Annotated in this window: 17 protein-coding genes; 5 read left to right on the forward strand and 12 right to left on the reverse strand. The window is 42.5% G+C overall.

Annotated features, from left to right (window positions below; translation table 11 throughout):
* The first annotated feature begins 5 nt into the window (after positions 1-5).
* The 3 genes from DLM76_RS07490 (at position 6) to murB (ending at position 2483) form a co-directional block, all read left to right on the forward strand.
* Entirely contained in the window at positions 6-548 is a 543-nt protein-coding gene (locus tag DLM76_RS07490; protein WP_118964812.1) for a phosphopantothenoylcysteine decarboxylase, read from the forward strand.
* A 14-nt stretch (positions 549-562) separates the two neighbouring features.
* Positions 563-1249: a phosphopantothenoylcysteine decarboxylase domain-containing protein gene (locus DLM76_RS07495; protein ID WP_118964813.1), complete on the forward strand. Its 687-nt coding sequence runs from the start codon at positions 563-565 to the stop codon at positions 1247-1249.
* Positions 1250-1526: 277 nt separating this feature from the next.
* Positions 1527-2483 carry a UDP-N-acetylmuramate dehydrogenase gene (murB, locus tag DLM76_RS07500; RefSeq protein WP_118964814.1) on the forward strand — a complete coding sequence of 319 codons (957 nt, stop codon included), beginning with the start codon at positions 1527-1529 and terminating at the stop codon, positions 2481-2483.
* Positions 2484-2526: 43 nt separating this feature from the next.
* Here murB and DLM76_RS07505 read toward each other — a convergent pair whose 3' ends face one another.
* From DLM76_RS07505 to DLM76_RS07520, 4 genes are all read right to left on the reverse strand, one after another.
* Positions 2527-3510 (reverse strand): sensor domain-containing diguanylate cyclase, encoded by a 984-nt coding sequence (locus tag DLM76_RS07505; RefSeq protein ID WP_118964815.1) that lies wholly within the window; start codon positions 3508-3510, stop codon positions 2527-2529.
* A gap of 120 nt (positions 3511-3630) precedes the next feature.
* Positions 3631-4125 carry a DUF1564 family protein gene (locus DLM76_RS07510; RefSeq protein WP_118964816.1) on the reverse strand — a complete coding sequence of 165 codons (495 nt, stop codon included), beginning with the start codon at positions 4123-4125 and terminating at the stop codon, positions 3631-3633.
* A gap of 102 nt (positions 4126-4227) precedes the next feature.
* Complete coding sequence (locus DLM76_RS07515; RefSeq protein WP_118954185.1) at positions 4228-4821, reverse strand: TetR/AcrR family transcriptional regulator; 594 nt, start codon at positions 4819-4821, stop codon at positions 4228-4230.
* 89 nt (positions 4822-4910) lie between these two features.
* Positions 4911-5588: a hypothetical protein gene (locus DLM76_RS07520; protein ID WP_118954184.1), complete on the reverse strand. Its 678-nt coding sequence runs from the start codon at positions 5586-5588 to the stop codon at positions 4911-4913.
* A 132-nt stretch (positions 5589-5720) separates the two neighbouring features.
* Here DLM76_RS07520 and DLM76_RS07525 point away from each other — a divergent pair, with 132 nt between their 5' ends.
* Positions 5721-6395 (forward strand): OmpA/MotB family protein, encoded by a 675-nt coding sequence (locus DLM76_RS07525; RefSeq protein WP_118954183.1) that lies wholly within the window; start codon positions 5721-5723, stop codon positions 6393-6395.
* A gap of 32 nt (positions 6396-6427) precedes the next feature.
* On the opposite strand, the gene DLM76_RS07530 is transcribed toward DLM76_RS07525, so the two are convergent.
* The gene (locus DLM76_RS07530) at positions 6428-6784 is read right to left on the reverse strand and encodes a DoxX family protein (protein WP_118964817.1); all 357 of its coding nucleotides are present in this window, start codon (positions 6782-6784) and stop codon (positions 6428-6430) included.
* A gap of 393 nt (positions 6785-7177) precedes the next feature.
* On the opposite strand from DLM76_RS07530, the gene DLM76_RS07535 reads away from it, so the two are divergent.
* Positions 7178-7615 (forward strand): CBS domain-containing protein, encoded by a 438-nt coding sequence (locus DLM76_RS07535; RefSeq protein ID WP_118954181.1) that lies wholly within the window; start codon positions 7178-7180, stop codon positions 7613-7615.
* On the opposite strand, the gene DLM76_RS07540 is transcribed toward DLM76_RS07535, so the two are convergent.
* From DLM76_RS07540 to DLM76_RS07570, 7 genes are all read right to left on the reverse strand, one after another.
* Positions 7604-8860 carry a glycosyltransferase family 4 protein gene (locus DLM76_RS07540; protein WP_118954180.1) on the reverse strand — a complete coding sequence of 419 codons (1257 nt, stop codon included), beginning with the start codon at positions 8858-8860 and terminating at the stop codon, positions 7604-7606. The two genes, DLM76_RS07535 and DLM76_RS07540, sit on opposite strands and share 12 nt — an antisense overlap.
* A 92-nt stretch (positions 8861-8952) precedes the next feature.
* Positions 8953-9345: a YfeK family protein gene (locus DLM76_RS07545; protein WP_118954179.1), complete on the reverse strand. Its 393-nt coding sequence runs from the start codon at positions 9343-9345 to the stop codon at positions 8953-8955.
* A gap of 26 nt (positions 9346-9371) precedes the next feature.
* On the reverse strand, positions 9372-10520 hold the full coding sequence (locus tag DLM76_RS07550; protein WP_174714562.1) for a hypothetical protein: 1149 nt from the start codon (positions 10518-10520) through the stop codon (positions 9372-9374).
* Positions 10521-10605: 85 nt separating this feature from the next.
* On the reverse strand, positions 10606-11199 hold the full coding sequence (locus tag DLM76_RS07555; protein WP_118964818.1) for a 2-hydroxychromene-2-carboxylate isomerase: 594 nt from the start codon (positions 11197-11199) through the stop codon (positions 10606-10608).
* 26 nt (positions 11200-11225) lie between these two features.
* Complete coding sequence (locus tag DLM76_RS07560; protein WP_158586017.1) at positions 11226-12173, reverse strand: CE1 family esterase; 948 nt, start codon at positions 12171-12173, stop codon at positions 11226-11228.
* Complete coding sequence (locus DLM76_RS07565) at positions 12170-12685, reverse strand: hypothetical protein (protein ID WP_118954176.1); 516 nt, start codon at positions 12683-12685, stop codon at positions 12170-12172. The genes DLM76_RS07560 and DLM76_RS07565 overlap by 4 nt, the downstream gene beginning before the upstream one ends.
* A complete protein-coding gene (locus tag DLM76_RS07570) occupies positions 12686-13294 on the reverse strand; it encodes a hypothetical protein (RefSeq protein ID WP_118954175.1) in 609 nt (202 codons plus the stop codon).
* Positions 13295-13328 lie beyond the last annotated feature (34 nt).

Below are 13328 nucleotides of genomic sequence, written 5' to 3' on the forward strand. Positions count from 1 at the left end.
ACATTATGGCCAATCCTGGAAAAGAAATACTCATCGCGGTTTCAGGAAGCATCGCGGCTTACAAGGCTTGTGAGCTTGTTCGCAATCTTACGAAAGAAGGATATCCGGTGAGCGTAATCATGACGGCCCATGCGACCGAGTTTATCGGACCGATTACGTTTGAAGCGATGACAGGAAAGAAAGTTCGGATCGACGAATACGAGCAAGGAATGGCTCATATCGATGCGAAAAATTCCGCAGCTGTGATTGCCGTAGTTCCGGCCACTGCGAATATCATCGGGAAAATGGCGAACGGAATCGCGGACGATCTTGTAACTTCCACATATCTCGCGGCGAATTGTCCGGTAATCGTCGCTCCCGCGATGAATCCGTTTATGTATTCTCATCCAGCAGTTCAAAGAAACTTAAAACGCCTTGCGGAAGACGGTGTGATTCTTGCAGATCCTTCCGAAGGCGTTGTCGTATGTGGAGACGAAGGTTACGGAAAGTTAGCCGACATTTCCGTGATTCAAAAGTTGATTTTGGACGTTTACAAAAGAAATTCTTAGATAAAGGTAAGAGATTGGGATTTTCCAAAGCCATTATCACTTCCGGACCGACTCGAGAATGGATCGATCCGGTTCGTTATATTTCGAATGCTTCTTCCGGTAAGATGGGCTTTCATATCGCGGAAGAAGTCGCGCATTGGATTCCCGAGGTCGTTTATATTCACGGTCAGGTTTTGGACGATTATAAAAGTCCGAAAGGAACGAAGGAGATTTCCGTTGAAACGACTTCCGATATGTGCGATGCGGTTCTGGGGGAGTTGGCAGAGGGCACGATTTTGATTATGGCGGCTGCTCCGGCGGACTTCCGACCATCACGGAGTAAAGAATCCAAGATCAAAAAGGAAGATGGTAGCGAAACCCTCCTCTTGGAATTAGTTAAGAACCCGGATATTCTGAAGACTGTCAGTTCTAAGATCCAAAAAGAAGAAATTGCGGGTTGTTGCTTGGTCGGTTTTGCTGCGGAGACGGATTCTTTGGAAGACCATGCACAGGGAAAACTCAAAAGTAAGAATTTGGACTATATTGTTGGAAATTATGTAGGGAAAAATCAGAAAGGCTTTGGAGAAGTGGACACGACTGTGATTATTTTTTCTTCGTCCGGGAAAACGACGGAAATCGGTCCTTTTTCGAAAGAAGTGATTTCCCGGAAGATTGTCGCTTTTTTGAAAGGAGAAACAGAGAAATCTTTCGTGAAATCCTAGTTTAGGTCGGAACTACGGCGTTAAACAGGGATTTACCTTGGACATAAACGGTTACTTAAACCAGCCCAGCTAATTTTTCCTGATCTTGAGCAAGGAGAATAACGGATTCACAGTATGTTTCCCAATCGGTTCTGCCAGAAGCAAAGTCGAGATAAATGGATTCCAATAAAAGAAAAAACATAAATCACCTCTTTCCTATAGAATCGAGCAGAACTTGGAATTTCCTTGAGTTCTTTTTCTTGCCGAAGATAATAGGGAAGTACTTTAAGTATTAAATATGTCTCTCGCTCTTTCCGAATCCAAGATCCGGAATCTAAAACAAAGCTTAGAATCCTCTAAAATCCCTTTTAGGTCGGAAGTCCGTCTCGGAGTTTTGTCTTCATTTAAAATCGGCGGTATCTGTCCGGTCGTCATCGAACCCGAAAGTTCGGAACAAGTATTAGAAGCCCTTCATAACTTTCATAAATCCGAAATTCCCTGGAAAATTCTCGGGGGTGGTTCCAACCTGTTGATTTCGGATCATCCGGATAACTTCGTAACTCTACGATTGTCGGGAAAATTTAAAGAGTATGAATCCAAGGGCGATGGACGGTTCCGGATCGGGGCCGCTACGAACACTACACCTACGTTTCGCCAAATCTCGCAATTGGGTTTTACCGGGGCAGAGTTTCTGAGCACAATACCTGGATGGACAGGGGGAGCTGTCATTCAAAATGCAGGGTGTTATGGTGGGGAACTTTTTGATTTGATTCAATCAGTTGAATTCTTAAGAGAAGATGAAGTTTTAGTTCGTAAACCTTCCGAAATTCAGCATGGATATAGGCACACGGAATTTCTAAAAGAAAAGAACTCAATCATCTTAGGGATCGAGATTCTTCTTAAAGAAGGAAATTTAGAAGAGATTGAAGAGTCGCTGAAGGATAAACGTGATCGAAGAAATTCCTCCCAACCCGAAAATAAAAAAAGTGCCGGTTCAGTTTTTAAGAATCCAAAAATTTTTCGGGAGGATGGAAAAGAAATCAAAGCGTGGGAATTGATCGACCAAGCTGGCTTGCGAGGTAAAATACGAGGCGGTGCACAAATATCTCCCGAACATTGTAATTTTATCGTTAATGTCGGAACTGCGACCGCTTCTGATGTAAATTATTTGGTAGAACTTGTTTTGGATAAGGTGTTCAAAACTTCTGGAGTTAGATTAAACAGAGAGATCGAATATTTCGGTGACATTCCGTGATTCTTTCGGAATTCCGACCAACATTTCCATTCACAGAAAAATCTTAATCCTTCGACGCATACATAGAAAGATCCGCTTCGTGAATTAATTCGTCCAGTTTTTGAAGTGAACCGACAGACATTCCCCAAGTAAAATTGTAAGGAGGATTGTGATCTTTGCATTTTCTAAGCAATACCGACATTGCCTCATGGAATCTGGTTTGAGTCTGCGTAATTTTATCTTTGTTTTCGTGCTGTACCAGGATTAAGAATTCATCGCCACCGATTCGAAATATTTTGTCAGTTCCTCGAATCACATATCGAAGAATATTAGCGAAATGGCAAAGAACCAAGTCTCCTGTTTTGTGACCATAGGAATCGTTAATTACCTTGAAATCATTCAAATCTAAAAGTGCAACTAATGCTCGGTGATCTTCCATCCGTCTACCGGACCATTCTTCTTTTAGATGATTCAATTTGTTTCTATTAAAAACTCCCGTGAGAGCGTCGCGAAAAGCAAGAACTTTCGTTTCTTCATATTGATTTGAATGAACTAATGAAATCGCAGTGAAGTCGGCAATCGTTTGCAGAATCACCAAGTCTTCCGGAGAAAAAGATGAACCATCGAATCGATTCACGAGCTCGATTACTCCGTGAACTTGACCTCTAAAAATCATCGGGACGGCGATAATCGTTTTCGTTTCGAATCCGGTTCGCTCATCGACCTTTCGAGAAAATCGCGGATCGTTTCTGGCGTTTTCGACAAAAACGGGGGATTTCGTTTGAACAACGGAACCGGCGATTCCTTCTCCAGATTTTAATCGAATATTTTTAATTCGTTCGAGTTCAAGTCCTTCGGCAATCAAAAAGAACAATTCTTCAGAACTTTCATCGTATCTCATAAGACTCCAGTTTTCGGGGCTGAAGAATAAACGGACTTCTTCCATAACTGCATCTAAGATATCTTGTTGTTCGAGCGATGATGTAATAATTTTACCGATCGAAGAATACAGTTTTATCAGCTCAGGTTTTGTATCTTTTAAGGTCATAACGAATTCTATTTCTTTAGACGAATCCATGGTTTATTTGCCATTTTAGCGTAAGTTTTTATTTTAAAAGATAAAACCGCTATATATCAAGAGATTTCTAAGAAAATCGGCTTATTTTTATTAGGAATCAACGATCAGTTCAAAGACAATTTGTTGATTTTTGATCGAGAAACTTTGAACAAGACTTGTTATTTTGCATTTCGTTTTATCAATTCTTTGATCCAAGAATTCCTTTACAGTCGATTTGCGCATTTCCAAAGCCATCAAGAGGACGAATGTCTTGCACATAGACGTCCCCAAGTATCTTCCGAGGGTTCGGAGTTCCGCCCAGTCTTGTTCGTTCGGTCGAAACGACATTCGTATTAAACCTAATGATTTCGTTTGATATGATATTCTTTCTCGTCTATGAGGTTTTTGATTTTTTAAGATTTCAAATTTATAACGTTGAAGAAGAATTTTAAGATAGTTTGCTAAATTTCTATTTTGATGAATTTTTTTGAGAGCATACGAATAGAATTTAGTTGGGATGTAAACATCAGCAGTAAATCTTCCACTTGAAGTTCGCAATTCTCTGCTGTGCTGGAATTTCGGGAAATGCATCTTTTTACCGTTCATGTCCGAAGCAGTTCCGAGAACTATTTTCGGAGAACGGTAAAAAGCGATTTTTTCGTTAAAGCAGGGATTTTTGTATTAGCTTAATCACCGGAATTCCGACCACTAAAGATCCAAGATCAGCCGAACTCTCTCTTCCAACCCGCGGACCCGATCCAAATACAAAGCATCGACGGAACAAGCCAACACCAAGCTGTGCAAAAGATCGACACAAAGAGAAAGCTTTTCTTCCTTCCTTTGAATCCTTTCGTTCCGTTCAAAAGCAACTTCGAGCAATTTGCGATATTGGCTTCCATATCTTTCTGTGTATTCGTTCTGCAAATTAACGGGGGCAGAGTAAATCAGGCTAAAAGGCAATCGCGCTTTGTCCGGATATTCTTTTGCCGTTTCAGCAACGGCTTTAAAGATCGAAATCACTTCAATATGAAGGCCTTGATCGCGAACGACCCTTCTTCTAATCTCGTTGAGAATGAGAAGGTGGGTCGCAATTAACGCCTTTCTAAAAAGGTTCTCTTTAGAATGAAAATGATGATAAATGCTCGGCTGCTCTAAACCACACTCTTTGCTAATTTCTCTCAGGGATGTTCCGTGAAAACCTTTTCTAGAAAACGCGATTGCCGCTCCCTCCAAGATCCTTTCACGGGAATTTTTATAGTCTCTATTTAAGGGATATAGAGGACTTCCGTCTTTTCTTAACACTTGCTTGGTAACTCCGGCTTTATGGATCTTTTTCTATGGATGATCCTAAAGCTTTTTTTCAAATATCTTAATATTCTATCCTTCAAACGTCAAAATTCTTTTTTGAAAACCTCAAAATAATTTCGAGTATCGTTAGGAAGAATAGAAGGAGAGGGTCCGAAGCCCGGATTGCTTTGATTCGGATTGTATTGACCTTTGTTGTCTTTCTTATTATTGTTCGCCTGATAACTTACCAAAGTGCTGAATAGAAGTTCAAAATTCGCAACATTTAATGTAGAATCTTCTAAAGTAATTTCTACTAAGAAGTGATTTCCCGAACTCGTGTAGTCGAACTCGTAAAAGAAGACTGGATCAGCGTAAGCTGAAAAAATCGGAGCGATTTTCTTATCTTTTTTGTCGCTTCTATAAATCTGAACAAGGAAAGAATGAGCCGAGTCGTCGTGAGCGAGTCCTATTCCCAGTTTGTAATTTTGTGTTCCTTCTTCTTGGATAGAAGGAAGATGAATTTTATAAATAACTGAGTTCCCTTTAAAGACAGCACCGTTGAATTGATGCTTTTTTTCGACATTGTATCCCGAGTCTCTCAGATTTCTCCTGACTTCTTCCAGATATGCCTTGAGTTCCTTTCTTTCCTCTGCCGGTTTTCCGACCACCGACGTTCCAGCCGGGGTCTTATCCTGAGGTTCAATGGAATCCGAAATCGAAAAGATCGCTAAAAGGAGGAAGAAGGGGAAAATTTTACCGAATTTGGAAATAGTTCCGTTCATTTGATTCTCTTCCTACGTAGTGTAGTCGAGGATATACTTGATGAAAAGATTTTTTTATTCCTTCATCTTCCCCTTTTGTTTTTTTCCGATTCGCCGACATATAAAATAGAAACACCAATTCGGCGGAATTTCATGAAATTTAAGATCCTTCTTCCCCTTGTCCTTTTAACGTTCGCAAACTGCGTTTCCAATTCGAAATATGACTCGTTGCTCAAAGCCTATGAAGAATCCAAATTGGATAACCAAAGAATTCTCGGCGAAAAGGAAGGGCTTTCCCGCTCTTTGGACGAATTAAAACGAATTCAGGAAGAATCCGAACAAAGAATCCAGGAATACAAAGGACTGATGGCAACATTCCGTTCCTTGATCGATGCGGGTAAGCTCAAAATCAAGATTATCGACGGAAGAATGGTGGTCGTTCTTTCTTCCGATATTTTGTTCCCGGTGGGCTCCGCATTCTTATCGCCGTCGGGAACAGCGGCAATTCGAGAAGTCACCGGCCTTCTTGCTTCGCTTGAAGGAAAACGTTTTCAGATCGAAGGACATACGGATGATACCCCGACCGGAATTAAAGGTTATACGAACTGGGAACTGGCGTCATCCAGGGCTTTGAACGTTCTTCATACGATGGTCAAGGCGGGAATGCCCGAGGTAAGAATCAGCGCTGCAAGCATGGGGGCTTCACGACCGGCGGTTCCGAATACTTCTCCCGAAAACCGCGCGGCTAACAGGAGAATCGAAATCGTGATCGTTCCGGATCTGAGCAATCTTCCCGGGATGGAAGAATTGAAGAAATACTCCAATTGATTCCTTTACGGAAATATTATGAAAATTGAATTTTAGGTGAAGGTATAAGCCCAGTAGATCAGCAAAAGCTGAATGGGTAGTCTTAACAATAAGGCCCACTTAGGAGGATCGGTCTTTCTTCTCGATTGATAGTGATATAGATTGGCCGGGAATACCGCAATGAGAAGAAGGATCACTCCCCAGGCTCCGAGTTGTTTTGTTTCAGGAACAAGCAACATCGCCCCCAGCGCGATCTCTACTAAGCCGCTGAAATAAACGACGAACTTAGGAGAGGGAATGTAAGGAGGCATGATTCTTAGATAAAATTTGGGTAATACGAAGTGCATTACTCCCGCAAAGATATAAAGAATCGCCATCGTATAAAGGCTAATCACGGATGTTTCCGGCATAACTATTTCCTTTTTTAAGAGTTAAGGATTATACCAGATCGGCAAGGAATCGGATTTAAAAAATTTCAAACCGTCCTTTTTTCCCTTCCTCGGAAACGACTTCTTTGTTTTCGGATTTTAATCCGAAATCCGGCGATTCGAAGAGAATGAAGCTGCTTCTGACGGAATTCTTCCCTTCTAAAAAGGTCTTTCTGAGTAAGGAAACGGTTCGAAGTTAAATTCATAGGCAACATTCTCCTTGCCCTGGAATTACTCGGTCATCATAGGAAAGTTCGATAAAGTACAAGAAAAAAAAGAATCCATCTGAAATTTTTTTATGTTTCGTTACTCAGGGTAGATTTTCGTTTTAAAATTTATCTTTCGTCCGTATTCTAAAATCGAAGGCTCGAAAAAATGGATCTCGATAAACCACTTAAAAACGTGATGACGACGCGGATCATCACCATAAACATAAAGGACACGGTCGCAAGGATCGGCGCAATATTCGACAAACTGGAATTTCACCACCTTTTGGTGATAGACGACCAAAAGAATTTGATCGGCGTCATTTCAGATCGAGATTATTTGAAAGCAATCAGTCCTTTTGCCGGAACGAGAATGGAAAGAATTCAAGACACGCAAACTTTGACGAGAAACGCTTCGCATATCATGAGTTCCTTTTTAATTACCGTTCAAGAAGAGCAAAACGTCCGATATGCCGTGGAGCTGATGCTCCGTTATAAGATTTCCTGTCTTCCGGTGATGAATTCTAAGAACGAAATTGCTGGTATCGTGACATCAAGGGATATATTGAACGAAATTCTGAAAGATCCGGCCGGGTTAAACCCTTGATTCGGCGATTCTAAGAACGCCTATTCTTTCCTTCTGTTTATTCGAAAAATAATCCATAGAAATCGAATATTCGGAATATATGTTTTCCAAAGTTTCCGAGACTTTTTCCCACGTGCATTCTATCGCTTTCTTTCTCGCTTTTGCGGCGACCTTCTTTCTAAGTCCGGGGTTATGGGAGAGGAATCTTGTCATATCGATAAATTCCTGTTCTTTTCCGAAACGAGGAAGAAGAGCGGAAGCTCCGTGCTCTAAGTAGGAACCCGCCGCCGCATATTGATAAGCGACCAAGGCTATTCCGCTCGCCATCGCTTCCAAAACGACGTTTCCGAACGTTTCCGTCATGCTCGGAAACAGGAACAAATCTCCGGAAGCATAATGTTTTGCTAATTCTTCCCCTTTCTTTAAACCGCAGAAAATCAAATCGGGATTCTTCTTTTCCAGAGTTTCGCGAAGAGGGCCTTCGCCCACCAGAACCATCTTTGCGTTCGGATCCGTTTCTTGGATTTTACGAAACGCTTGTACAGCAAGCTCTATGTTTTTTTCCGCCGCAATTCTTCCCACATAGAGTGCGACGAGCTGATCTTGCGTCGCTCCCCATTCTTTTCTAAGGGAAGAATCCCTTTTGGACGGGTGAAATAGATTTGTATCGATACCTCTCGAAACGATTCTTACGTTCTCGTATCCTTGTTGTAAAAGATGATCGACCAAATCTTGCGAAGGAGTTAAGGTGATTGCCGTACGATTGTGAAGCCTTCTTAGATAATTCCCAACAAGCTTGCCCGCAAATCCCACCTTGTAGTATTCCGTGTAAGAATGAAAGTTCGTTCTAAAATCGCTGACCACCGGAATTCCTAGATCCTTTGCTGCGCGAACGGCGGACCAACCGAGCGGTCCTTCCGTTACAACGTGAACGATATCGGGTTTTTCCTTTTTGAAATGTCGTTTTAATATCCGTTTTGCGGGAAAGCCGAAACGCATATCGGAATACATAGGAATCCTGCATCCGGCCATAAGAACCTCAGTGTATCCTTTGCGATTGCGATTCGAATCGCTCAATCCTTGTCTCGGACGGAAAAGAAGAATGTCGTGACCTCTTTCCACAAGATCGTGAACCATCTTGTGAAGCGTTTTTGCGACTCCGTTGATTTCCGGATAATACGTTTCCGTAACAACTGCGATTCGAAAGATTCTTTTTCCCGGAATCGAAGCGGGTGGAAATGGTTTAAGTTCGGAGTCGGGTCTCATGCCCGGAGATGGTACCGGGCGGCGGTGAGATTCCCATTAAAGGAATATTAAATTTTCGTTACAGAGCTCGAATTTATCGAAAGAGTCGTTCTTTAATTCTTCTTTCCTTTGGAAGGTTTTGCGGGAGCGTTCTTTCTATTTTGGATCTCGTCCCATTTTTCCTTCAGCCAGATTCCGGATTCCTTCGTTTTTCCGTCTGCGAATTTAACGAGATACGGTTTTCCCGATACGCTCGACTTGGATCCGATATGTTCGATAAAATCCGGTATAGTTTGGATTCGTCCGCCTGCGGAGTTCAGTTTTCTTTCCATGTGTTCTCTCGCTTCTTTCGGATCGTGTTCGGCCCCGTTGCGTACGAACTTGCAGGCGCAGGATTCGAGCGAGCCCATCAATAGATTCAGGTCGTTTCGAAAATCCGAGTTTCCTTCGGCGAAAACGGATATGGACAACAAAAGGATCAGAGAGTAGATTCGATTTTTCTTCATAAATTCAATTTCCTGAATATAGTTTTCTAAAATTCGATTGGGGTAAAAAAAGCTAGATGAAACGTGCGGAATTCATACGTATAACCGTTATCCTTGAACAACGGACCGCCGAATGCGAGCCGAAATTTAAAGTATCCTATCTTGGGAGTTTCGAAATAAAACATAAACGAAAAAACCTGCTGTTTGCTGAAATTTACCTGCGACCTCGCCAAACTTCCGAGCGTTAACGCCTCCAGAGGGGTGTATGTTCCCGGATGAGCGAAATACGCGTAGAGTGCAATCGGATCAGGTTTGAGGAGTCCCTTCGAGGAGTAATAGTAACCGAGCATTTCCAAATTTTTCCCCGTGGAAAGGTTCGATAATAGATAACTAACTAATGGATCGCCGCTGGCAGGACTTATGTTTCCCGTAATAAACTGAAGCGCGGAAATCGTATTGAGAAAGGTGGTTCGGTTCGTGCTGTCCAAAAAAAGATATCCGAGACTCAAAGCGGGATCTTGAAAATCAACGGAACCGGTCATTCGTACGTTGGCCGGTCCGGCCCCTAGTCCAAAACGAAACGAGTCCGATCCTTCCTTACCGAAATAAAGAATCGGAATCGCCATGGAGTAAACTCCTTCGACCCTCGTATTTATATCTTGCTTTGTGCGATCTCCCGAAGTCGATGAACTCGAGGAAGAGCCGGAGGAAGACGATGAAGAGGAACCAGAAGGGGCTTCGACCGGTTTCGGCATAAACTGATTGTCTAAAAAGAAACTCGAGTTGTGCAAAAGAAGATGCACACCGACATATTCAGAAAATTGAAAGTCTCTGGATTTTACGTCGAGCATCCAAGTCGCTTTTCCCGGACCTTCCTGAGTCATCGTTGCGTTGTTGCCTTTTCCCGTTATATCGACGGTTACGCTTTCCAAAGTAATTCCCGGATTGATCGAAAACCATTTTGGTCCTTTCTTTTTCGGTTCCGGTTTGGGCGCGTTCGGATCGATGATCGGAGGATTGGTGTTCACGTTCGGATCGTTAACAGGAGCCGCATCGTCCGGTAAGGTCAAAGACTGTGCGAAAATACGGGGACCGAACAACGGTTCCGATGAAAGTCCGAAACTTTTCGATTGTCCGTAAATGGGAACAATCAAAAAAATCGATAGAGTTAAGAATATTCTAATATATTTTTTCATTTAGTTTATTTTATTACGGAATCGCTTTTACTAAGACAAAAGAATCGGAATAGGGAGAATTTTTTTTCGGTTTCCGGAAAGAATTCTATATACGTTGCAATTCTTCCAGAGCGTCCTCCAAACGATCGTCTCCCCAGAATAATTCCTCGCCGATCACGAAGCTGGGAGCGCCGAAAATCCCGAGTTCGATCGCTCTTTCTGTTTGTTTACGGAGAAGATTTTTCACTTCTTCCTTTTGTGTCTCTTCGATAATTTTCGTTCCGTCGAGTTTCAGTTCGTCCAGAATAGGAATCAGAATTTCCGGTTTGGAAATGTCCAAGTCTTTCGCAAAATTAGCGCTGAACGTGTTTTTAATAAAAGAAGAAATCCACGGCGCTTCCGAATTTGCCACGGCGACTCGAGAGGCAAGCAGACCGTTTCTCGGAAATTGCGAAGGAATTTCGAACGGAATTCCGTATTTACGGCTTCTTCGCTTCAGATCCTTCCACATATACTTTCCCTTGGAAGGATAAATGTTGAAGGGAGAATCGTTCCATCCTTGTTCCTTAAAGATCGGTCCCAATAGAAACGGTCTCCAGTGAATTTGAACTTTTTTATTTTTGAGAAAGCCTTCGATTCTCATTGCGGAAAGATAGGAATAGGTGCTCGCAAACTCGAAAAAGAATTCAATTTTTTGCATATAATTTCAATCTTTCCTTTTAAAAATTACGGTTCCCATGTCGATCGAAAGAAGGACCAGATGTCCTCGGCCGTATCGAGTTCGTATGTGGGAGTTCCGAGCGAACCTATAAAGGGAATTTTTCTTTCGATTCCGGGCCAATTGTGACCGCCTCCGATCACTTTGTAAAGACGAACGGAGGTCTTTCCTTTGCACTGATCATAGGAACGGATTTCCAGTTTCGTATTATCGTCTTTCGCATCCCGAGTTTCCAACTTTGGATTTTTCGAACAGGAGTTCCATGCAAGCCAACGATTTACGGAATCTTCTACGCCGAGAATTTGTCCTCCGTCTCTCACATAACCTCCGTAATACGGAACCGTGGGATCGTCCGTTCCGTTGATAAACGCCACGGAAACGTTTCCTTGCGGTTCGAAATTTTTTAATACGAACTCGGAAATTTGAGAGGCGACGCTGACTCCCGCACGAAAGCGTTTTGATTTTTCGATCAACATTCTTTGCGTCATAAAGCCGCCGTTCGAATGACCCACGATAAAGATCCGATCGCTTGCGATCGGAAAAAGTTCGGAAAGATGATCGATGAGTTTTTCCAAAAAGAGAACGTCGTCTATTTTCTCCCGGTCCGCGGGCGTCGCTCCACGTCCATCGGCCCAGCTTCGATTGTAGCCGTCCGGATATGCTACGAAAAAACCTTCCTTATCGGAAACGGCGTTGAACTTGGAATCTTCCAGAATATTTTTTCCGTTTCCGAGTCGCCCGTGAAGCACGAGAATCAACGGAAGTTTTTGCCGATCGCCGATCGGTTGTTTCGGAACGTGAAACCAATAATTTCGCGTTTTTCCATTTATGACGATGTTTTCATAGGTGGAACCGTCCTTCAGCGGCATTTGGTTTCCGCGCAGCAACCTGCAATCGGAGATTCCGATCCAGATCAGGAATATTATAATTTTAGAATATATTGAACGGTTTCTCATTGTTTTTCGAATTCCTCGATCGAGTTCAACAGATTTTTTTCGAAACTGGAGGACGGCCAAAAAAACGGAGATAGCGGAAGGACCAAAATCCCCCGCCATTGATCCAGCGTTAGGTGGTGAACGGATTCTTTCGGTTGTTTCGATTTCTCCGAAATGCGATATATGATTTTGTGTTCGGTCCGATTGTAATACGGAACGATTCCCAAAGTGAAAAGGCTGGCGAAAAAATTCAAGACATGAATCGTCCGGTAACTGTAGAAGGGCTTTTGTTCTTCGAGAATGATTTCCAGAAGCAGGTCGGCCGTTTCGTCCTCTTGAAATCCTTTTTCCAATAGATTCTTTTTGATATGAAGCATTTCGGAATTGTAAAGAGAAAATCCGGTGAATTCGAAACGGACTTTTTTATCCTTCGGAAGCGCGTTTCCGTTTTGGACGATTTCCGTTGGATTGGTAAAACCGGCGCAAAAGCTAAACGAAAAAATACAAAATAATATTATAATTTTATGATTCATTTAATAGATCGACCTCGAATCGGATAGGAACTTCTTCGTATAAAGCGAATAAGCGGATTCGATTTCCTCGCCGTCGTCGATAAACGTTAAGCCGAGCGAAATCCATCCGAAGGAATGGACGCTATCGATCGAATACGAGTATTCTCCGATCTTTTGGTTCCATTTCCAAACGCGAAAGGTAACCTTGTCTTCGGACTTTTGCAAAATCGGTACGATGAAAAAAGTCTGAATCGCAAGAATTCGATTGAGAAGATAGAGAGAAAACGGCCAAGGCTTTTTCTCCACCATCCAGGAAACGGGCTGCGGTTGTTCTCCGAATAAAAGACCGAGACGCGGAGATGATTCCAGAATGATCTGAATCTTGATTTCGGAATCGGTTTTCGTATGAAGCGAAATTCGTTTAAACCGATTGGAAAGATGAAGCGTTCGCAAAATTTCCGAAGCGAGTTTTTTACTCGCATCATCCTGCCAGCCGATGAGTTCGTACGTCACTTCCGCTTCGATTTGCGAAGAATCTTTCGGCGTGATCGGAAGCGAATTGCCGGTAAGAAATACGGAACAGCCTTGCAGAAATAGAAAGCACAAGGATAGAAGAATGATTCTCGACATTGATAGTAAGATCGGAAGTTTTCGTTTAAGATCA

It is taken from the genome of Leptospira yasudae (assembly GCF_003545925.1).
In the GTDB taxonomy this organism is placed as follows: Bacteria; Spirochaetota; Leptospiria; order Leptospirales; family Leptospiraceae; genus Leptospira; species Leptospira yasudae.

Bases quoted from the DNA above. Each gene is read 5' to 3' on its own strand.
- murB (WP_118964814.1), top strand. From the start codon at position 1,527: ATGTCTCTCGCTCTTTCCGAATCCAAGATCCGGAATCTAAAACAAAGC.
- DLM76_RS07505 (WP_118964815.1), bottom strand. From the start codon at position 3,510: ATGACCTTAAAAGATACAAAACCTGAGCTGATAAAACTGTATTCTTCG.
- DLM76_RS07510 (WP_118964816.1), bottom strand. From the start codon at position 4,125: ATGAACGGTAAAAAGATGCATTTCCCGAAATTCCAGCACAGCAGAGAA.
- DLM76_RS07555 (WP_118964818.1), bottom strand. From the start codon at position 11,199: ATGCAAAAAATTGAATTCTTTTTCGAGTTTGCGAGCACCTATTCCTAT.
- DLM76_RS07550 (WP_174714562.1), bottom strand. From the start codon at position 10,520: ATGAAAAAATATATTAGAATATTCTTAACTCTATCGATTTTTTTGATT.
- DLM76_RS07490 (WP_118964812.1), top strand. From the start codon at position 6: ATGGCCAATCCTGGAAAAGAAATACTCATCGCGGTTTCAGGAAGCATC.
- DLM76_RS07520 (WP_118954184.1), bottom strand. From the start codon at position 5,588: ATGAACGGAACTATTTCCAAATTCGGTAAAATTTTCCCCTTCTTCCTC.
- DLM76_RS07535 (WP_118954181.1), top strand. From the start codon at position 7,178: ATGGATCTCGATAAACCACTTAAAAACGTGATGACGACGCGGATCATC.
- DLM76_RS07540 (WP_118954180.1), bottom strand. From the start codon at position 8,860: ATGAGACCCGACTCCGAACTTAAACCATTTCCACCCGCTTCGATTCCG.
- DLM76_RS07565 (WP_118954176.1), bottom strand. From the start codon at position 12,685: ATGAATCATAAAATTATAATATTATTTTGTATTTTTTCGTTTAGCTTT.
- DLM76_RS07525 (WP_118954183.1), top strand. From the start codon at position 5,721: ATGAAATTTAAGATCCTTCTTCCCCTTGTCCTTTTAACGTTCGCAAAC.
- DLM76_RS07545 (WP_118954179.1), bottom strand. From the start codon at position 9,345: ATGAAGAAAAATCGAATCTACTCTCTGATCCTTTTGTTGTCCATATCC.
- DLM76_RS07530 (WP_118964817.1), bottom strand. From the start codon at position 6,784: ATGCCGGAAACATCCGTGATTAGCCTTTATACGATGGCGATTCTTTAT.
- DLM76_RS07570 (WP_118954175.1), bottom strand. From the start codon at position 13,294: ATGTCGAGAATCATTCTTCTATCCTTGTGCTTTCTATTTCTGCAAGGC.
- DLM76_RS07560 (WP_158586017.1), bottom strand. From the start codon at position 12,173: ATGAGAAACCGTTCAATATATTCTAAAATTATAATATTCCTGATCTGG.